This window comes from Terriglobales bacterium (assembly GCA_035457425.1).
In the GTDB taxonomy this organism is placed as follows: Bacteria; Acidobacteriota; Terriglobia; order Terriglobales; family Acidobacteriaceae; genus JACPNR01.
In genome coordinates, this window is sequence record DATIBR010000076.1 from 25262 (window position 1) to 44652 (window position 19391).

Genomic DNA, 19391 nt, shown 5'->3' on the forward strand with positions numbered 1-19391 from the left:
CCCTACTTCTTCTTCGGGTCGTAGTTGAGCGGGCCGGGGTCGAAGAGCGAGGCGGACATCGGCGGGTCGTAGGTCACGGTGTTGAGGAAGCGCTGCCGGGTCATCCAGTCGTCGGTCTTCCAGGCCAGGCTGAGAGGCGTCTGGATCACGCCGCCCTGCGCGGCGATGGGCCGGTAGTTGTCGTAGATCTCTTCGATGTTGCTGCGCTCGCGCGTCTCGGGATCGCGCAGCGTGAAGGTCTTCTTGATGGGCAGGTGCGTGTCGGCGTCGACGAAGAAGGTGACCGAGCGGTTCCGCGCGTCCATGATGGTGATCTTCTCGGCGGGCTTGCGCTCGGCGACGGTGCGGCCGTCGTAGAACAGCACCGTGCCGGGCGCCTTCAGCCACTGGCGCAGGACGTGCTCGTTGGAGTAGGGGCGGCGCTCGAGGTACTCCTTCATGTCGTCCTTGTCCATGGGGCGAGTGCCGCGGAAGGTGGTCTCGAAGCCCTGGTCGCCGTCGTAGATGACGATCCAGTCGCGCTGCTTGGTGAGCTCCATGCGGTCCTTGTCGGGCCAGCGCCAGAAGCGCCAGAACTGCACGCCCACGCCCTTGGGCTCGCCGTGGTAGAAGCCGTAGGTGCGGCCGATCTCGGTGCGGGCCTGGTAGGTGAGATAGGCGTCGCCGCCGAGCGCCTTCAGCATGCGGTCGAGGATCTGCCGGGCCTGGCGCGCGTTCTCGTCGTCGACGGGCAGCGGCGCGGTCACCGGCGGCGCCGGCGGCGCGCTCGAGGTCACGGCGGGTTTCTGCGCGATGGCGGCTGGCGCGAGTGCGAGCAGCAACAGGGCGAGGGAACAGCGAAGCTTTCTCATGGACTCTCTGATTAGAAGCACAAACCAGCAGTGTAGCTGCTTAGCATAACGATCCACGGCAGAGACGCCCTTTTGGGCGTCTCTACCCGACTAGTACCGCGCCGCCGTTGACGTTGAAGACCTCGCCGGTCACGAAGCCCGCGCCTTCGGTGCACAAGAAAACGATGCAGGCGGCCAGCTCTTCCGGCGTCCCGACGCGGCCCAGCGGGATGGTGGCGAAGACGCGGGGGGCGACTTGGGGGTCTTCCAGCGCGGGGGCGGCCATGTCGGTCGAGACCCAGCCGGGCGCGACGCAGTTCACGCGGATCTTGTCACGCGCCAGCTCGGTGGAGAGGCCCTTGGTCATGCTGATGACCGCGCCCTTGGTGGCGGCGTAGTCGCAGTGGAAGGCCTCGCCGCGCTGGCCGGCGGTCGAGCTGATGAGCACGATCGCGCCGCCTTGCGCCTGCTGCTTCATCTGCGCGACCGAATGCTTGACCAGGCCGAAGACGCTGTTCAGGTTGACGCCGATAGTCGTGAGCCACTGCTCGTCGGCCATTTTGTCGATGGGGGCGTCGTGCGGCGGCCAGATGCCGTGGTTGGCGACCAGGATATCGAGGCGGCCGAAGCGCCGCACGGCGGCCTCGACCAGAGCGCGCGCGTGCTCGGGCGTGGAAAGCTGCTGCTGGAAGGCGGCGGCGTTCTCGCGCCCGCATTCTTCCACGACTTTGTCGGCGCGGACGGTCGCCTTTTCGTAACTGAATGCAACCTTGGCGCCGGCCTTCGCCAGCAGCTTGACGGTCGCGGCGCCGATGCCGCGCGACCCGCCGGAGACGAGCGCGACCTTGTTCGCGAGTGAGAGCTCGAGAGGCATGCGACGCGTGGAATTATAGACGGTGCGCGGCGGGACCATTCACCACGGAGGCACGGAGTTCACGGAGGCTCTTTAGTCTTTCCCCGGGCCCTCCGTGTCTCCGTGGTAAAACCTACCGCTTCCACCGGCCCGCCGCCGCGATGAACGCCGCGAACAGCGCGCGCGAGACCGGTTCCTCATCGTACGTCCGCTCGGGGTGCCACTGCACGCCGAGGACGAAGTGTTCCGGCTGCGTGCCTTCGACCGCTTCGATGACGCCGTCGTCGGGGCATTTTGCCACCGCGCGCAGGCCGTCGCCGACCGTTTCCGCCGCCTGGTGGTGGCTGGAGTTCACCGGCACGACCAGCTCGCGCGGCTCCTCGACCGGGCCGTGGCCTTCGCTGGTCTCTTCCCCCGGACTCAGCGAGGGCTGCGTGGTGTCGAGCACCTCCAGCGCCACGATCTGGCCGAGCACCGAATCCGCGGGAATGGCTGCCTGGTGCGCGCGCACGACGGCCTTGCCGGCTTCGTGGTTCACGCCGGTCTCCAGATGCTGGCGCAGCGTGCCGGTGCGCCACACGTTGAGGATCTGCATGCCGTAGCAGATGCCGAACAGCGGCTTGCGGAGGTTGTAGGCGTCCTGGATGAGGAGCTCGTCGACGTTGTCGCGCAGCGCGTCGGCGGCGGCGGTCTTCGCTCCGCGCTGCTCGCCGTACTTTTCCGGGTCGACGTCGGCGTTCGACCCGGGCAGCAGCACGCCGGCGCACTGCGAGGCGATGCGCGCGACCTCCTCCGGCGTGGCGTGGAGAGCGACCTCGACCGGCTCGCCGCCCGCACGGCGCACCGCCTCGGCGTACTGCGGGAAGGCGCGCGCGTTGTAGTCGGGCTTGTCGGAGGTGGGCAGCGGGATGGCGATGCGGGGGCGCACGTCCTTCATTCTAGTCGCAGGGTTTTCACCACGGAGGCACGGAGACACGGAGAAGGGCGATTGATAGAATCGTGGATTCCGAACACCAGAGGAGAACAGCAGTGAGCACCGTCCCGCAACAGAAGCCCACCGGCGCCGCGGCCGGGCAATTCATGACGCTCGGCGGACTGCCGCTCACCATCGAGATGCAGTGGCCGTTCCATCCCGCGACGGCGGGCTCGGACTTCCACGTCATCCACGGCAAGGCCACGCTGGCCGACGGCTCGGGCCTGCACGCCGACGTCTCGGTGCAGATCACGCAGGTCATCAAGGAAGCCCTGCCGTCCCTGGAGCGCGAGCACTCCGAGGCGGCGGTGGTGAACGCCATCCGCAAAGACTTCGACCGCAAGCAGCTCGAGCTGCTGAAGAGCGGCAAGCGGCAGCCGGTGCCGGTCTCGAGCCGCCACTACGACTTCAAGCAGAACAAGCTGATCTTCGCGCGCGCCAACGACGAGGACCTCACGGCGTTCATCCGGCGCAAGGTGTTCTGGCTGTCGAAGCTGGCGGGCGGCGACGACGTGCGCGTCGCCGAGCCGCTCGACCTGCTGTACCTCAACACGACGTCGGAGCACATGCTCGCGCTCGCCAACGACCACCTCGCCAAGCACGGGCTGATCACGCTCGGCAAAGGCTGGGCGCGGCCGACGGAGAAGCTGCTCAGCTTCGCGCACCAGCTCGAGCACGAGATGCGGGAGGCGCTGCACGCGCTCGAGGAGAAGCATCGGTTCGAGCGCGAAGGCGCGACGCACTATTGAGCCGGCGCGCCGTTGCAAGGACATTTCGAACCGCGGCGCAGCCGTCGCGCCGCGGTGAGAAAGCCCTACCGCTTCCACGACCCCACCGAAGAGCGATCTGGCCATAGGGATCCCTCGCCCGCCGGGGCGGGCTCGGGATGTTTCTAACCGCGTGATACAAAGAAATCCGCGTGGCTCAGAGGTCCATCTCGCTCGGCTCGTACTGGCGGCTGGTCCGCGGGAACGCGAACTTCCGGCGGCTGTGGACGGCGCAGATCGTCTCCGAGATCGGCGACTGGTTCTACATGGTGTCGCTCTACGCCATGCTGCTGGAGTTCACCGGCAAGGCGGAGTCGGTGGCGATGGCGTTCGTGCTGCAAGTGCTGCCGCAGGCGCTGGTGGGGCCGTTCGCGGGGGTGATCAACGACCGCATCTCGCGGCGCAAGGTGATGATCGCCACCGACCTGGTGCGCGCCGTCATCGTGGCCTGCGTGCTGTTCGTGCGGACGCCCGCGATGGTCTGGCTGGTCTACCCGCTGCTGTTCCTCGAGACGACGATGTGGGGGCTGTTCGAGCCGGCGCGCACCGCGGTGATCCCCAACGTCGTGGAGAAAGACGAGACGCTGGTCGCCAACACGCTGGCGTCGAGCACGTGGTCGGTGAATCTGTTCCTGGGCGCGGCCCTCGGGGGCGCGGCCGCGGTGTGGCTGGGGCGCGACGCGGTGTTCGCGCTCGACGCGGCGTCGTTCCTGTTCTCCGCGTTCATGATCTCGCGCATGCGGTTCGCCGAGCCGCACACCGAAGCGCGCGGCCCGGCGCGGCTGCGCGACTTCTTCGACCACTCCGACGTGGTCGAGGGCTTCCGCTACGTGCGCGAGAATCGCCTGTTCTCGCCGCTGGTGGTGAAAGGCGTGCTCGGCGTGACGGGCGCGAGCTGGGTCATCTTCCCCGTGCTCGGCAAGGAGGTGTTCCCGCTGCACCGCGCGGGCGTCAGCGCGGAGCAGGGCGTGCTGCTCGGCATCAGCATGCTGATGGGAGCGCGCGGGCTGGGCACGCTGCTGGGGCCGCTGGCGGTGGCGCCCTGGGCGGAGCAGCGCCCCGACCGGCTGCGCATCGGGATCGTGCTCGGGTTCGCGCTCTACGGGCTGGGATACGTCGCGCTGGGGCACATCGCGACCGCGCCGGTGGCGTACGCCGCGGTCATCTTCTCGCACATGGGCGGCGCGCTGGTGTGGGTGTTCTCGACCACGCTGCTGCAACTGATCACCGACGACCGCTTCCGCGGGCGCGTCTTCGCCGCCGAGCTGGCCTTCTGCACCGTGATGCTGGCGGTCAGCGCGCAGGCCGCGGGCTATGCCATCGACCACGGCGTGGACGTGCGGATGGTGTCGTTCGTGACGGGGCTGGTGACGCTGGTCGCGGGCGGGGCGTGGGCGGCGTTCGGGGCGCGGAAACGTGCGAGCGATTAGCAACTAGCGATTAGCGATTAGCGCGCCGGCGAGTCGCCGGCGCCTACCTGCGCAATCGCTGATCGCTAACTGCTAATCGCTGATTGCTTCTTCCGCCCCTGGATCTCGATGTAGACGTTGACGAGCGAGACGGCGGCGGGCGTGACGCCGGGGATGCGCGAGGCCTGGCCCAGGGTGCGCGGGCGGACGTGCGCGAGCTTCTCCTTCATCTCGCGCGAGAGGCCGCTGACCGAGGTGTAGTCGAACCACTCGGGGATGGCGCGCTGCTCGCTCTTCTTCAGGCGCTCGATGGCCTTCTGCTGCTGCGCGAGGTAGCCGGCGTACTTGATCTCGGTCTCGACGGATTTCAGCTCGTTGCGCGTGGCTGCCGCTGCGATGGCGGGCGAGTCGCCCGCCTCCACATGCGCTTGGAAAAACTCGGGGTAGAGTTTTTCCAGGGTCGGGCGAAGGTCGTCGATCGTGATTTCAGGCCGCTTGAGCAACTGGGCGAGCGTCTGCCCGACGGCGCCTGGCCACTGGTCACTGGCCACTGACCACTTCGTCGTCTCCAGCAGCGCCGTCATCCGGCCCATCCGCTCCTGCTTGGCCTGGAAGGCGGCCCAGTCGGCCTCGGCGATCATCCCGACGCGGCGGCCGTGGGGCGTGAGGCGGCGGTCGGCGTTGTCGATGCGCAGGTGCAGGCGGAACTCGGCGCGCGAGGTGAACATGCGGTAGGGCTCGTTCGTCCCCTTGGAGATGAGGTCGTCGATGAGGATGGCGATGTACGCCTCGGTGCGGTCGAGCACCAGAGGCGGCGCGCCCTTGATGGCGAGCGCGGCGTTGATGCCGGCCATGATGCCCTGCGCGCCGGCTTCCTCGTAGCCCGAGGTGCCGTTGATCTGCCCGGCAAGATAGAGGCCGCGGATCTTCTTGGTCTCGAGCGTGCGCTCCAGCTCGGTGGGGTCGATGGCGTCGTACTCGATGGCGTAGCCGGGGCGCAGCATCGCCGCGTTCTCCAGGCCGGGAACGGAGGCGATGATGGCGAGCTGCACGTCTACCGGGAGCGAGGTCGACATGCCGTTCACGTAGATCTCGTGGGTGTCCAGGCCTTCGGGCTCGAGGAAGAGCTGGTGCTGGAGCTTGTCGGGGAACTTGACGATCTTGTCCTCGATGCTCGGGCAGTAGCGCGGCCCGATGGACTGGATCTGGCCGGAGTACATGGGCGAGCGGTGGACGTTCTCGCGGATGATGCGGTGCGTCTGCTCGGTGGTGAACGCGATGTAGCACGGCACCTGCGGCTGCGCGATGGTGCACGTGCGGAAGCTGAAGGGCGTGGGCTCGGCGTCGCCGGGCTGCTGCGCAAAGCGCGACCAGTCGATGGTGCGGCCGTCGAGGCGCGGCGGCGTGCCGGTCTTCAGACGCGTGCCGCGCAGGCCGAGGAGCTTGAGCGCCTCGCCCAGCAGTTGCGAGGGCGGCTCGCCGGAGCGCCCGGCGGGATGCGTCTGCTCGCCGCAGTGGATGAGCCCGTTGAGGAACGTGCCGGTGGTGACGATGACGGCGCGCGCGCCGATGGCGCGTCCGTCGCGCAGCTTGATGCCGATGGCGCGACGCGGGCGGTCGTCGGCCGACGACTCCACGATGACGTCCGCTACCTCCGCTTGCTGGATGACGAGATTGGGCTCGCGCTGGAGCACCTGGCGCATCTTCGCGCGGTACTGGGCCTTGTCGCACTGCGCGCGGGGCGACCAGACGGCGGGGCCGCGCGAGGTGTTGAGCAGGCGGAACTGGATGCCGACCGCGTCGGTGACCTCGCCCATCACGCCGCCGAGGGCGTCGATCTCGCGCACGAGATGGCCCTTGGCGATGCCGCCGACGGCAGGATTGCACGACATCTGCGCGATCAGGCCGGCGTTCAGCGTGAACAGAGCGGTCTTCAGCCCCATGCGCGCGGCGGCCACGGCGGCCTCGCAGCCGGCGTGCCCCGCGCCCACGACCACGACGTCGAATTGTTCGGTGAAGTGCATCCCCGCGAATGCCTGCAGGTTGATTTTATCAGCGGAAATCGCGGGTCTTGGCCGCTCCCTGTGATGTTTCCCACCTGGTCATTGTGACCGCGCTCACTGGCGCGCCGAGGTCTGCTCCCGTATATTTCAGGGGATCTCCTTTTTCCCTCGAAAGGACCCTGCCATGGACGTCCAGCAATTCTTCTCCGAGCTCGACCGCCGCATCGCGAAGTACGACCTGCTCTGCCATCCTTTTTACCAGGCGTGGGCGGCGGGTGAGCTGACGCGCGCCGAGCTGCGCGAGTACGCCGGGCAGTACTACAACCAGGTGGCGAGCTTCCCGATCGCGCTCTCGACGCTGCACGCGCGCCTGCCGAACGGCGAGCTGCGCGAGGCGGTGCTGCACAATTACTGGGACGAGGTGGGCATCGAAGCGCCCGACCGGCGTCCGCACGACGAGATCTGGCTGGACTTCGCCGAGGGCATGGACGGGACACGCGCGCCGCGGCCGCCCATCCTGGAGATGTGCGACCTGATGGCGCTGTTCCGCGACATCGCGCGCAACGGCGCGCCGGAAGAGGCGCTGGCCGCCTTCTACGCCTACGAGTCGCAGGTGCCGCGGGTCGCGAAGGAGAAGGCCAAGGGGTTGCGCGAGCGCTACGGCGCCGACGCCAGGACCTGCAAGTACTTCGAGATCCACGAGACCGCCGACGTGCACCACTCCGGCGTGTGGCGCGAGCAACTCGGCAAGCGCATCGCCGAAGGCGGCGACGCGAAGAAGGCGCTGGCCGCGGCCGAGACCATTGCGCAGGCGCTGTGGCGCGCGCTCAGCGGCATCGAGCGCGAGCGGCAGACCAGGCGAGCCGCGTGAATTTGTAATTTGTGATCTGTAATTGGTAATTTGTGAGGCGGCCCGCCACGGTGGGCCGCTTCGTTGTTTCAAAATTACAAATCACAAATTACAAATCACAAATGAAAACGGTCCCCATCGGAGCGCGCGCGGAGGTCAGCGAGACGGTCGAGCGCAAGCACACGCTCGCGCATCATCACGGCGAGCTTCCGCCGGTGTATTCCACGCCCGACATGATCCGCCTGATGGAGACGGCGTGCTTCCACGCGCTGCTGCCGTACCACGAGCCGGGCGAGATCAACGTGGGGACGGCGATCCACGTGGAGCACCGCGCCGCGACCGGCATCGGGAGCCAGGTGCACGCGTCGGCGGAGCTGGAGCGCTTCGACGGCCGCTTCTACACCATGCGCTGCCGCGCGTGGGTCACGGAGAACGGCGCGCACCGCGAGATCGGCCGCGGGACGGTGGACCGCGCCGCGGTCCACGTGCCGACCTTCCTCGAGAAGACGAGAGTGTAGAAGTCTCCCGGGCCGCCCGGACCGCGCAACGCACCACTCGCAACTAGAATGTCCCCGTGCACCTGGACGACACCATCGTCGCCATCGCCACGGCCGCGGGACGCGGCGGGATCGGCGTGGTGCGGCTGTCGGGGCCGGAGGCGCGCGCCATCGCCGCGCCGCTGCTGCGGCTGAAGCACGAGCTGGCGGCGGGGCACGCGCGCCTGGGCGAGCTCGTGGAGCCGGAGACGGGCGAGAAGATCGACGAAGTCGTCGCCACGTACTTCGCGAAGCCGCACTCCTACACCACCGACGACGTGGTGGAGCTCTCGACGCACGGCTCGCCGGTGGTGCTGCGGCACGTGGTGGAGCTGTGCGGGGCGCGGGGCGCGCGGCTGGCCGAGCCGGGCGAGTTCACCATGCGCGCCTTCCTCAACGGGCGGCTCGACCTGACGCAGGCCGAGGCGGTGCGCGACCTCATCGAGGCCCAGACGCTGCACCAGGCCAAGGTCGCGGCGCAGCAACTGGAAGGCGCGCTCTCGCGCCGCCTGCAGCCCATCAAGGAAGAGCTGGTGCAGCTCATCGCGCTGCTCGAGGCGGGCATCGATTTCGCCGAAGACGACGTCAGCACGCTCCCCGCCGAGAAGATCGTGGAGCACATCGCGCGGGTGCGCGCGCCGCTCGAGCGACTGCGGGCGTCGTTCGCCTACGGCAAGGCGGTGCACGAGGGCATGACGCTGGCCATCGTGGGGCGGCCGAACGTGGGGAAGTCGTCGCTGTTCAACCGGCTGGTGGAGCGCGAGCGCGCCATCGTGACCGCCACGCCCGGGACGACGCGCGACCTGGTCTCGGAGACGGTCGCGCTCGGCGGCATCCCCGTGAAGCTGGTGGACACGGCCGGCATCCGCGAAGCCGCCGACGAAGCCGAGAGCCTGGGGGTGAAGAAAAGCTACGAGGCGCTGGCCGACGCGGACCTGGTGCTGGTGGTGCTCGACGCCTCGCAGCCGAAGGCCACCGAAGACGAGCGCCTGCTGGCGGCGGCGCGCGCGCGCAAGCACGTGGTGGTCGCGAACAAGATCGACCTGGCGGGCGGCGCGCGCCCGGAGGCTATCGGTAACGGCGCGCTGCGGACCTCGGCGACGACGGGCGAGGGCCTGCCGCAGTTGCGCGACGAGATCCTGCGGCACGTCGGCATGGGCGCGGAGATGGAGACCGGCTTCCTGACCAACGTGCGCCACGAAGCGCTGGTGCGCGAATCGCTCGCCGCGCTCGGGGCGGCGGCGGAATCCACGCGCGCCGGCGTCCCGCACGAGATGCTGCTGCTCGATCTCTACGGCGCCCTGCGCCCGCTCGACGCCATCACCGGCGCCACCACGGCCGACGACATCCTGCACCGCATCTTCAGCCAGTTCTGCATTGGAAAGTAGAAGAGGATTTGTGATTTGCCGTGGATCACACACATCGCAAATCAGAAAGTACAAATCACCAATTGCAAATTCCTAGCGCGGGGTGGGTGTGGCGACGGTGGGGACCCAGTCGAGCTCGCGCATCTCCATCAACTGGTACTCGATGGCACCGCCGAGGTCGGCGACGTCGTCGCGTCCCTTCTGGAAGGTGACGGTGTTCTGCGCGACGGGATCGAAGAGCGTGAGCTCGGTGACCTCCCACAAGCGCGCGCCGTTGGGCCCGATCCACTCGTTGTAAGCCGCGCCCACGGCGACGTAGGCGCGCGACTTCCAGAAGACGATCATCGGGCGCTCGCGCTTGATGCCCGCCAGCAGCGCCTCGGCCGAGATGGTGCCGCCCGCCGGGACCACGCGCGCCACCACCTTCATCTTGCGCTTGGGACCGGCCGGATAGATGCCGCCGACCATCCTGCCCATCTTCTCGAGGTCGAGGGGAGTGTCGAGGCAAAGCTCGCCGCCGAAGATCCGCTGCACCAGGTCGTGCTGGTCGACCGCGACCTGGTCGAGCGCGAGGATGCTCTGCGTGGCCGCCGCCCACGCCCAGTTGCTGCACTCGAAGGCGGGCGGGACGACGGAGAAGTTCGCGACCTGCGCGGTGCCGGGCTTGCGGATGAATCCGGGCTTCGGTTTTTTCGCGACCGCCGGCGTCGCCAGCAGCACGAGCAGAGACACCGCGGTCAGGGCGCGCAGCGTGCGCATGTCCGGACTATAGCGCGGTTCCGGCAGGACGAGGTTGCCGCGCGTGGTTCCCGGCGAAGTCCACAGTCCACGGTACACAGTCCACAGTGGCCGCAGCCGGTGTTTCGGTCGGACCGATCGGGCCACGGTGGACCGTGCACTGTGGACTGGGGACTACTTGGAAAGCGATGCGAGCGCCTGGCGGAAGAGCGCGTCGAAGGAGCCGGGCTTGCCGCCGTTGGCCGCCGCCGCGGCCACCGCGCGCTCGGCGAGCGGGCGCTGGTAGCCGAGGTTCACGAGCGCGGAGAGCACGTCTTCCTCGAGCGGCGAGCCGGCGGCGGCTCGGGCCGGGGCGGGGCCGAAGGAATCGAGCTTGTCCTTGAGCTCGAGCGCCAGCCGCTCGCCGGTCTTCTTGCCTACGCCGGGGATCTTCGTCAGCCGCGCGACGTCGTTGCCGCGGATCGCGCCGACGATCTCGCCCGCGCTCGGCATTCCGCTCAGGATCGTCATCGCCAGCTTCGGACCGACGCCGGAGACCGAGATGAGCTTCTCGAACAACTGCTTCTCTTCGGCGCGCAGGAAGCCGTAGAGCGCGAGCGCGTCCTCGCGCACGTGGGTGTGGACGTGCAGCGCGACTTCCGCCCCGGTGGCGGGCAGCTCGGTGAACGTCGGGACGCTGATGGCGACGTCGTAGCCGACGCCGGCGGCTTCGACCACCGCCTGGCCGGGACGCTTCGAGAGCAGCTTGCCGCGAAGATGCGCGATCATTTGCCGCGATTGTAGCCGCAAATCTCACCACGGAGACACGGAGGCGCGGAGAAACCAGAGAAAAAAGGACTCCCCCGTGTCTCCGTGGTCGACTAGCTTTTTCTGCGGTAGAAGACGTTGAACTCGAAGCCCGGGTCGGGCGGGAAGAGCGCGGCGACCTGCTTCAGCCGCTCGGCCAGCGCCGGGGGCGCGAGCAGCGGATACTCGCGCTCGCGCAGCTCGTAGTAGTCGACGTCGAGATAGAGCGAGAGCATGTAGATGGCGATGGCGTCGGCGAAGGCGGCGGAGAGGAAGTCGTTGCGCGCGCGCTCGTTGATGGGGCCGCCGGCCTGCGGCAGCGCGACCTTGCGGGCGTCGTGGGCGTCGAGCGAGGTCTCGCCGCGCACGCCCTCCTCCACCTGCTTCCAGGCGAGGTCGGCGAACTGCTCGGCGACGCCGGCGCGCTCCACGAAGGCGTGCCCCACATTGATATAGAACTCGAAGGCGACGGAAAACTTGTCGTCCATCAGGCGAGTGGAGATGAAGACGCACTGCGCGTCGCCGACGGTGAGGTTGCGATGGCAGACGGCGCGGTCGGAGAGTGCAACGTCGTAGCGGTCGGCGACCAGGGTCTCGTCGCCCTCGTTCACCGCCAGCGGCACGAAGTAGTAGGCCTTGCGGGCGTCGACCAGGGCGCGGGCGATGCCGCGCGGCACGGCGGCGACCATGCGCTCCAGCTCCGCGGCCGCGATGGCGGTCTCGCCCGCCGCGGCGAAGCACACGCCGTTGGGCGCCTGCGACACCGGCGCGTGGCGGATGACCTCTTGGGCGGTCCGGGTGCCGGCCTGGGCTGTGCTCGACATGCGGATTTCATTTTATCGCCTGTGGGCGCGCGGTTACTATCGCGACGAGCCCTCATCCCATGCAGCGCAAGACCCAACGCGTGCTCGGCAGCGTGGCGGTGGTCGTGCTGGTGGTGGCGGCGCTCGGCACGCCCTCGCTGCTGTGGCACCTGCGCGCGCTCTACGTCCTGCTGAAGCTGGAGGACGCGAACGCCAGGCCGCCGCTGGCCGCGCTGGTGGAGCGCAGCTTCGTGGAGAGCGAGATCGCCGTTCCGGCGCCCGGCGGGCCGATGCGCGCCCGGCTCTACCAGCCGGTGCATCCGGCGGGGACCGCGATGGTGGTGGTGCACGGCGTGCACTTCGACGGCATCGACGACCCGCGCATGCGGCGCTTCGCGCGCGCGCTGGCGGGCGCCGGCATCCCGGTGCTCACGCCGCACGTCACCGCACTGACCGAGCTGCGCGTGGAGCCGAGCGAGATCGAGTCCGTCGGCGCCGCCGCGCAGGAGATGCAGCGGCGCACCGGGCGGCGCGTCGGCGTCTTCGGGCTGAGCTTCGCCGGCGGGCTCGCGCTGCTGGCGGCCGCCGACGAGCGCTATCGCCGCTCCATCGCGTACGTGTTCGCCGTCGGCGCGCACCACGACATGGCGCGCGTCGCGCGCTACTACGCCACCGACGAGGACCAGCGCCCCGCCGCCGGCGTGCAGAAGCTGCCCGCGCATCCCTACGGCGCGATGATCCTCATCTACACCCATCCGGAAGATTTCTTCTCGCCGCAGGAGGCGCCGATCGCGAAGGAAGCGCTGCGGCTCGCGCTCCAGGAGAAGGAGGCAGAGGCGCGCGCCGCTGCCGCGAGGCTCTCGCCTCCTTCGCGCGCCCTGCTGGAGTCGCTGGCGGTGAAATGGCAGCCGGCGCCCGAGCTGCGCGCGGCGCTGCTGCAGTCGATCGAGAAACATAAGGAGGAGTTCGCGGCGGTCTCGCCCGCGGGCAAGCTGGACGGCGTGCGCAGCCGCGTCTACCTGCTGCACGGGGCGGGCGACAACGTGATCCCGTCGGCCGAATCGGAGTGGCTGGCGCAGGAATTGGGCATCACGCGCGTGCGCGCGCTGCTGATCAGCCCGGTCATCTCGCACGTCGAGACGGAAACCAAGCCGACCGGCGGCGACGAGGTGGAGCTGGTGCACTTCCTCTCGCAGGTGCTGTCCAGCTCGCGCTAGGGGATCTGTAACCACGAAGGTCACCAAGGAGCACGAAGGCATTTGTGTTTCGAGACCCCGCTCCCTTCGTGACCCTTCGTGGCCTTCGTGGTTAACGGTTTTGAGGTCCGCCCGTCCAACCGTGGTACCCTTCCGCGCTTCCATGGCGGCCGATTCCCAAGTCGAGCGCGAGCTGCGGCCGCCGCAGGTCTCGGGGCCGTTCGTCCCCGGGAAGCTGCGGCTCGACGCGATCGACGTCATGCGCGGCCTGGTGATGGTCATCATGGCGCTGGACCACGTGCGCGACTACATGAGCTTCGCGCAGCCCACGCCGGAGCACTGGACGACCACCTCGCTCGCCCTCTGGCTCACGCGCTGGATCACGCACTTCTGCGCGCCCGCCTTCGTCTTCCTCGCGGGGACCGGCGCGTATCTTTCGTACGCGCGCCACGGCGACGTCGCGCGCACCTCGCGCTTCCTGTGGACGCGCGGACTGTGGCTGGTCTTCGCCGAGTACACCATCATCGGGTTCGGGTGGTCGTTCCTGTTCCCGTTCGGCTTCGCGCAGGTCATCTGGGTGATCGGGTGGTCGATGGTGATCAACTCGTTCCTCATCCGCCTGCCGCTGCGCTGGGTGGCGGCCTTCGGCGCGCTCCTGGTCGCCGGCCACAACCTGCTCGACTACATCCAGCCGCCCGGAGGCTTCGCCAACTTCGGGAAGGTGCCGTGGTACTGGGTGCTCTTCCACACGCAGGGATTCATCCCGGTGAAGCCGCCGGCGTTCCTGCACGTGCCGCCGAACTTCCCATTCGGGATCTTCGTGGTGTATCCGCTGATCCCGTGGGTGGGGGTGATGTCGCTGGGGTTCGTCTTCGGCGCGGTGCTGCGCCGCGCCGCCGCGGAGCGCCAGCGCTGGATGTTGCGCGCCGGGGCCGCGCTCACGGCCGCGTTCGTGGTCCTGCGCGCGTTCAACCTGTACGGCAATCCCAAGACGCTGGCCGCCGCCGGGCCGGACATCGACGCCACCTTCCACCTCCAGCCGACGCTGGCCAAGACCTTCATCCTGTTCACCGACGTGGAGAAGTATCCGCCGTCGCTGCAGTTCCTGCTGATGACGCTCGGGCCCACGCTCCTCCTGATCGCGCTCTTCGACCGCATGAAGATCGACGGGGCGGGCCTGGGCAACGCGGTCGCGCGCTTCTTCGTCGTCTTCGGGCGCGTGCCGTTCTTCTATTACGTGCTGCACCTCTACGTGGTGCACCTGCTGGCGTATTTCGCGGCGCTGGCCACCGGGCAGCCCGCGCACTGGCTGCTGCGCGGCGCGATGTTCGCCAACCCGCTGCCCGCCGGCTACGGACACCACCTGCCGTTCCTCTACGCCACGTGGGCGCTCGCCATCGCCATCCTGTACTTCCCCTGCCGGTGGTTCATGCACCTGAAGCAGCGGCGACGCGACTGGTGGCTGAGCTACTTGTAGAAAAGAAATCGCCGGCCGCAGCCGGCGATGCTGAGCTCCGCGGCGCTACCTGGGCCACAACCAGCCGAAGCTGCCGGCGATGAGCAGCGCGTAGATCAGGCCGTCGGCCATCTCCTTCACCACGAAGCTCCACGGCATGCTTTTCCAGATGCCGTTGGCCATGTTGGCCAGGCCGAGCGCGAGGAAGGCGCCGGTGCCCACCACGCGGAACACCTGCAGGTAGTGCGTGCCGGGCGCGAGCGTGCGCGAGGCCAGGTATGCCACGAAGAAGTTCACGATCAGCAGGAACACGAACCACAGGCCGAGGTACTTGCCCATGGTGACCTCGCCGGCGGGCATGACGGTGACGATGGTGTTGGGCCCCTGCTTGAATTTCTCCTTCGCCTCGGGCGACTTCATCTGCTCATGGGTGCAGTGCGGCGTCATGTAGAGGCCGGGCGCCGCGCCGCGCATCGCCGCGCGCGCCGCCTCTTCGTCGGGCAGTTTCTTGTAGTCGTTCTTGTGATAGGGCAGGACCATGTGCAGGATGGCGCTGGCGACGAACGCGATCACCGCGCCCACCACGATGGGAAGCCATAGCGAGACCAGAGGGACCATTCGAATCGCTCCTTGCGCTGATTTTTTTGGCCAGGGTTCTAGGCTGGATGTAGTGGGCGCAGCCTACGCCCGCGCCGAGCAACGGTCAAGCAGGCGCGCCCGGCAGTGCTTAGGTCAGCGCGGCGAGCAGGGCGTGGGGACCGTCGCCCACCTGCACCACGCGGTCGGCGCGGATGGGGATGAACCACCCCGAAGCCACGAACACCACGCGCGCCTTGGGGTTGATCTTGCGGAACGCCTCGGTGACGGCGGTGGCGACCTCGGAAGGGACGGTGTGTCCGACGACGAGGGCGTCGAATTCGCCGCCCGCGATGGCCTGCTCGGCCTCGATCCGGGTGGCCGCGGTGGAGACCTGGAGCCCGTGATCGCGCAGCAGCAGCGCCCGCGCCGCGGCCAGGTCAGGGTCGGCGCATACCGACAGGATGTGGTTGGTCTTGCTCACACCCTGAGGATGGCCTAAACCGGGAAGTCGCACAAATTACTGAGGTAATGAGGGTAACGTTACCTCCATTACGAGATAACGTTACCGCCGTTCTGAGCCCGTCGATCGTGTGGGTTAGCGGCTACTGCTTGACGGCCTCGACCACCGCGAGCGGCGAGGCGTTGCGCACCACGCGCGTGAGGCGGAAGCCGGCGCCGGCGAACAGCGCGCGGAACTCCTCTTCGGTGCGCTCGCGTCCGCCGGGCAGCGCCAGCATCTCCAGGTCGATCCACTTGCCGAGGTCGGGGTCGTTGCCGGGGACGAGCACGCTCTCGATGAGCATGAGCCTGCCGCCGGCGGGGAGCGCGCGGTGGCAGTTCTGCAGGATCGCGCGCGCCTCGGGGTCGTTCCAGTCGTGGATGATGTGCTTCATCACGATGGCGTCGCCCTGGGGCACTTGCTGGAAGAAGTCACCGGACTCGACGCGCACCCGGCTGGAGATCGCAGCGGGCAGCTTGGCGATGCGCTCGCGCGCGCCCGCGGTGACGCGCTCCATGTCGAACAGCACGCCGCGCATCGCGGGATACTTTTCCAGGATGGCGGTGAGGACGAAGCCGTGCCCGCCGGCGACGTCGACCAGCGTCCCGATGCCGCCGAAGTCATAGGTCTCGAGCACGGCGGGGATGACGACGGCGCTGAAGCCGGTCATGGCGTCGTCGAAGATGCGGGCGAAGCGCGGGTCCGTGCCGAAGTAGTCCCAGCAGTTCATGCCCCAGGCGGGCTGGCAGAGCGTCTCGCCGGTGGCGACGGAGTGCGGGAAGTGCGCGTAGGCCTTCATGTGGACGGGGTCGCCCATCCACTCGACCATGGCGCGGAGCGGGCCGGCGTCGCGGCGCAGCAGGTCGCTGGTCAGCGTGTTGGCGAAGACGCGCGGCGCGCGCTCCTCGAAGACGCCGGCGGAGGCCAGCGCGCGCAGCACGCGGTAGAGCGCGTCCTCGTTGAGGTTAGCGGCACGCGCCAGCTCGGCCACGGGCTTCGGGCCCTTCGCGAGCAGGTCGGCAAGGCCGTGGCTGGCGGCGATGTGCAGCGCGGCCGAGGCCATGTAGCCGGTCGCCAGCTGCATCAGGAGCTGGTCGGGACGCGGCGGAGCCAGGGGTTCGGACTGCGCGGCAGAGGCGGACTGCGGAGGTTTCGGCGCCGTGGACATCCAGAAATCGTAGCACGCCGGGCGGCAACGCGCAGTGCGCCGCGACACTCCCATCAGTGAGGAGGGCATATGCCAGGGAAGAAGCACGTTCGCGGGGTCGGATCGAAGGAGCAGCGCATGTACGAGCACATCAAGGAGAGCGCGGAGAAGGAAGGCCGCTACGGCAAGCGCGCCAAGGAGGTCGCGGCGCGCACCGTGATGAAGCACCACAAGGAAGAAGGCCACCGCAAGGGGGCGTAGTTCATGGGGAGGCGGGCGACTCGCCCGCCACTCACATCCGGTAGATGCGGTCGGTGTCGAGGCGCTCCATCTTGCGGCGCGCGAGCAACAGCACGCCGACCGCGAGCCCGGCGACAATGCTCAGCACCGCGACACCGCCCATCTCGGCGGTCAGGTTGCCGAGCCCGTGTGTCGCGTCGTCTTGCTTCAGCTGGCCGAAGATCTCCGGCCGCGTGAGCACGGCGCCCACGCCCAGCGCCATCACCAGCACGAGGACCCAGGCGGAAAGCACCAGGGAGCGGTGGATGGGCGCGCGCTTCAGGTCTCGCTTCGCGGCCATCGGTTCATGCATGTCCTCACCCTCCATGCCGGAATGGACACCGCGGCGAGAGGATTGTTCCCGCGGATAGAATCGGCAGCGATGAGACGCGAGGAGCTCACGACTGGCTCCTGCTCTCCTCCCGTTTCTTATTCGTACCAGCCGCAGGAGCCGGAGCTAAGGCGGTACCGCCACTCCATCGTGACATGGCCCGGGACCTCCAGCCGCTCGGGCGACGGCTCCAGGAAGTAATGGACCTTCTCGCCCGGAATGCGATGCAGCAGCTTGCCGCGGTAGGAGCGAGCCTCCGAGCAGCCAAAGCCCCCCGGGCGGACGTAGCACAGCAACGAATAGGTGTAGCAGCGCTTGCCGGAGGTATCGACCAGGTAGTTGCGTGAGTACTTCATGTCGAGTGGGTGGTACTCGGTCCCGTCCAGCGGGATGTCGGTGACACTCTCGCGCACTTCGCCGATGAGCTGATCGTCGAGGCGCACTTCGCGGCCCGCCGCACACGCCGGCTGATATGAGATGTGGTAGACGCCCTTGCTGTTCGCCGCTACGTGCTCCTCGTGCCCGCCGACCACTAGCTTGACCTCGGCGTGCTCGCGGTTGTCGACCCAGACGTCCGCCGACTCGTCGGCGAGCTCCCCCCGCCGCTGGGTGTAGGCCTGCACGGTCATCGCCACACCACGGGCGAGCGCGCGCTGCATCTCCGACGGGTCGAGCCGGGTCTGGAGCCGGACCTCCGCCGTCTCGCTGCCGCAGGGACCTTCGAGCCGTGCGCTCAGCTCCGGGAACATCTCGCGACCGTAGCTGCGGCGCGGGTGCCCGGCGATGTGCGCGCTCAGCGTCGGCCGATCCACTCCGCGGAAGGCGGTGGAGCCTTCGGCCACCGGGCGGCCGTCGGCGAGCAGGACGACATGGGTGAAGGCCGAGCTGGGGACGGAGAGCTCCACCACGAACTCCGGCTGCTTCATGCGGTAGCGCCAGGCAAGGAGGCCGGCGCCCAGAAGGATCACGACGAACAGCGCGAGCCCGGCTGCTTTCTTCCAACTCATCGGGCACCTCGGGAGACGGATGCGCGGATTGTGCGCCTGCGAAGAGCCGAATTCAAGGACGCGCGCCGCCGGTGACGTGGAGAGCGAGCCGACGGGATGGATCGCTCGCCGTCCCGCAGGGCGGGACTGGAGCACGTTCCGCTGATAGGAGCCCTGCGGTGAGAGGCAACGCGTGAGAAGGACTACCTTCTAGGCTCGTAGCGCAGCGCGACCGCGCCCGAGCCGAGCTCCAGCCGGCTTACGAGCTTCAGGTCGAGGGGCCGCGCGAGCCCGGCGAGCAGCGCCGGCCCGTGGCCCACCACCCGGGGATGCACGATGAACTCGTACTCGTCGATCAATCCCAGCTCGGCCAAGGCCAGCGGGAGCTTCACGCCGCCCACGCCGAGTCCCCTGCCCGGCTCGCTCTTCAGCTTCCGCACGGCGGTCGCCAGGTCGCCGCGCACCAGCTCCGCGTTCCAATCGACCCGGTCCAGGGTGCTCGACACCACGTACTTCTTCGCGGCGTCGATGGTGCGGGCGAACGGGTCGGTCCAGTCGGGTCGCGCTACCGCCTGTGCGGACGGACGGAAGGCTGCCTCCATCATCTGGTAGGTCACGCGCCCGAAAAGCAGGGCGTCGGCCTGCTCGAGGTTCGCCCTTGCGTGACGGTGGAGCTCTTCGTCGGCGGGGATCGCACGATGGTCGCAGCAGCCGTCCAGGGTGACGTTGATGGAGTACCGTAGAGGTCGCATCGGGTAAGCGTACCGCCGGGGGAATCTCCCACCCAAGCAAAAGCGGCTGGGGTCGGGCACCCCGGCCTCCCACCCTTTGCCTCGCGAAAAAACGCGCTTGGCAAAGGATGGGGCACCCTCAAGAACCTCGTCGGGCCGGAAGGGTGGGCCACCCGCCCCCCAAAGAAAACCCGCGCGACCGAGCGCGTCAGCGCGAAGGAGCGCACAAACGATCCGAGATAGAATGCGCCCGTGAAGACGTGGCAGATCCC

The 19391-nt window shown here is 68.5% G+C and carries 21 protein-coding genes; 8 read left to right on the forward strand and 13 right to left on the reverse strand.

The genetic code is table 11. The features are described from left to right. Positions 1–2 precede the first annotated feature (2 nt). The 3 genes from VLA96_05745 to VLA96_05755 all read right to left on the reverse strand — a co-directional run bounded on the left by VLA96_05745 (position 3) and on the right by VLA96_05755 (position 2611). Entirely contained in the window at positions 3–851 is an 849-nt protein-coding gene (locus VLA96_05745; protein ID HSE48693.1) for a hypothetical protein, read from the reverse strand. Between the two features lie 82 nt (positions 852–933). Next, complete coding sequence (locus VLA96_05750) at positions 934–1704, reverse strand: SDR family NAD(P)-dependent oxidoreductase (protein ID HSE48694.1); 771 nt, start codon at positions 1702–1704, stop codon at positions 934–936. Positions 1705–1816: 112 nt separating this feature from the next. Next, the gene (locus tag VLA96_05755; GenBank protein HSE48695.1) at positions 1817–2611 is read right to left on the reverse strand and encodes a gamma-glutamyl-gamma-aminobutyrate hydrolase family protein; all 795 of its coding nucleotides are present in this window, start codon (positions 2609–2611) and stop codon (positions 1817–1819) included. Between the two features lie 101 nt (positions 2612–2712). On the opposite strand from VLA96_05755, the gene VLA96_05760 reads away from it, so the two are divergent. Together VLA96_05760 and VLA96_05765 are read left to right on the forward strand one after the other, a co-directional pair. Next, positions 2713–3405: a hypothetical protein gene (locus VLA96_05760; GenBank protein HSE48696.1), complete on the forward strand. Its 693-nt coding sequence runs from the start codon at positions 2713–2715 to the stop codon at positions 3403–3405. Between the two features lie 170 nt (positions 3406–3575). Beyond that, on the forward strand, positions 3576–4853 hold the full coding sequence (locus VLA96_05765) for an MFS transporter (protein ID HSE48697.1): 1278 nt from the start codon (positions 3576–3578) through the stop codon (positions 4851–4853). A 65-nt stretch (positions 4854–4918) separates the two neighbouring features. Here VLA96_05765 and mnmG read toward each other — a convergent pair whose 3' ends face one another. Then, positions 4919–6856: a tRNA uridine-5-carboxymethylaminomethyl(34) synthesis enzyme MnmG gene (gene mnmG, locus VLA96_05770; GenBank protein HSE48698.1), complete on the reverse strand. Its 1938-nt coding sequence runs from the start codon at positions 6854–6856 to the stop codon at positions 4919–4921. A gap of 163 nt (positions 6857–7019) precedes the next feature. Between mnmG and VLA96_05775 the strand changes: the two genes are divergently transcribed. The 3 genes from VLA96_05775 to mnmE all read left to right on the forward strand — a co-directional run bounded on the left by VLA96_05775 (position 7020) and on the right by mnmE (position 9609). Then, positions 7020–7706: an iron-containing redox enzyme family protein gene (locus VLA96_05775; GenBank protein HSE48699.1), complete on the forward strand. Its 687-nt coding sequence runs from the start codon at positions 7020–7022 to the stop codon at positions 7704–7706. Between the two features lie 101 nt (positions 7707–7807). Continuing rightward, positions 7808–8203 carry a thioesterase gene (locus tag VLA96_05780; protein ID HSE48700.1) on the forward strand — a complete coding sequence of 132 codons (396 nt, stop codon included), beginning with the start codon at positions 7808–7810 and terminating at the stop codon, positions 8201–8203. A 56-nt stretch (positions 8204–8259) separates the two neighbouring features. Then, positions 8260–9609, forward strand: a complete 1350-nt coding sequence (gene mnmE / locus VLA96_05785) for a tRNA uridine-5-carboxymethylaminomethyl(34) synthesis GTPase MnmE (GenBank protein ID HSE48701.1) — start codon at positions 8260–8262, stop codon at positions 9607–9609. 72 nt (positions 9610–9681) lie between these two features. On the opposite strand, the gene VLA96_05790 is transcribed toward mnmE, so the two are convergent. From VLA96_05790 to VLA96_05800, 3 genes are all read right to left on the reverse strand, one after another. Further along, positions 9682–10425 (reverse strand): hypothetical protein, encoded by a 744-nt coding sequence (locus VLA96_05790; GenBank protein HSE48702.1) that lies wholly within the window; start codon positions 10423–10425, stop codon positions 9682–9684. Between the two features lie 75 nt (positions 10426–10500). Continuing rightward, positions 10501–11094: a Holliday junction branch migration protein RuvA gene (gene ruvA / locus VLA96_05795; GenBank protein HSE48703.1), complete on the reverse strand. Its 594-nt coding sequence runs from the start codon at positions 11092–11094 to the stop codon at positions 10501–10503. Between the two features lie 92 nt (positions 11095–11186). After that, the gene (locus VLA96_05800) at positions 11187–11936 is read right to left on the reverse strand and encodes a hypothetical protein (GenBank protein HSE48704.1); all 750 of its coding nucleotides are present in this window, start codon (positions 11934–11936) and stop codon (positions 11187–11189) included. A 59-nt stretch (positions 11937–11995) separates the two neighbouring features. Between VLA96_05800 and VLA96_05805 the strand changes: the two genes are divergently transcribed. Both VLA96_05805 and VLA96_05810 read left to right on the forward strand, forming a co-directional pair. Further along, positions 11996–13132, forward strand: a complete 1137-nt coding sequence (locus VLA96_05805; GenBank protein HSE48705.1) for a hypothetical protein — start codon at positions 11996–11998, stop codon at positions 13130–13132. A gap of 142 nt (positions 13133–13274) precedes the next feature. Then, entirely contained in the window at positions 13275–14588 is a 1314-nt protein-coding gene (locus VLA96_05810) for a heparan-alpha-glucosaminide N-acetyltransferase domain-containing protein (GenBank protein HSE48706.1), read from the forward strand. 45 nt (positions 14589–14633) lie between these two features. Here the strand turns inward: VLA96_05810 and VLA96_05815 are convergent, their stop codons facing one another. From VLA96_05815 to VLA96_05825, 3 genes are all read right to left on the reverse strand, one after another. Next, complete coding sequence (locus VLA96_05815; protein ID HSE48707.1) at positions 14634–15185, reverse strand: hypothetical protein; 552 nt, start codon at positions 15183–15185, stop codon at positions 14634–14636. Between the two features lie 109 nt (positions 15186–15294). Beyond that, complete coding sequence (locus VLA96_05820; protein ID HSE48708.1) at positions 15295–15627, reverse strand: hypothetical protein; 333 nt, start codon at positions 15625–15627, stop codon at positions 15295–15297. A gap of 121 nt (positions 15628–15748) precedes the next feature. Further along, positions 15749–16813 carry a methyltransferase gene (locus tag VLA96_05825; GenBank protein ID HSE48709.1) on the reverse strand — a complete coding sequence of 355 codons (1065 nt, stop codon included), beginning with the start codon at positions 16811–16813 and terminating at the stop codon, positions 15749–15751. Positions 16814–16882: 69 nt separating this feature from the next. Between VLA96_05825 and VLA96_05830 the strand changes: the two genes are divergently transcribed. Beyond that, complete coding sequence (locus tag VLA96_05830; GenBank protein ID HSE48710.1) at positions 16883–17053, forward strand: hypothetical protein; 171 nt, start codon at positions 16883–16885, stop codon at positions 17051–17053. Between the two features lie 31 nt (positions 17054–17084). Here VLA96_05830 and VLA96_05835 read toward each other — a convergent pair whose 3' ends face one another. The 3 genes from VLA96_05835 to VLA96_05845 form a co-directional block, all read right to left on the reverse strand. Next, on the reverse strand, positions 17085–17372 hold the full coding sequence (locus tag VLA96_05835; protein ID HSE48711.1) for a hypothetical protein: 288 nt from the start codon (positions 17370–17372) through the stop codon (positions 17085–17087). A 128-nt stretch (positions 17373–17500) separates the two neighbouring features. After that, complete coding sequence (locus VLA96_05840) at positions 17501–18409, reverse strand: hypothetical protein (protein HSE48712.1); 909 nt, start codon at positions 18407–18409, stop codon at positions 17501–17503. Positions 18410–18591: 182 nt separating this feature from the next. After that, the gene (locus VLA96_05845) at positions 18592–19140 is read right to left on the reverse strand and encodes a dihydrofolate reductase family protein (GenBank protein HSE48713.1); all 549 of its coding nucleotides are present in this window, start codon (positions 19138–19140) and stop codon (positions 18592–18594) included. Positions 19141–19391: the final 251 nt, after the last annotated feature.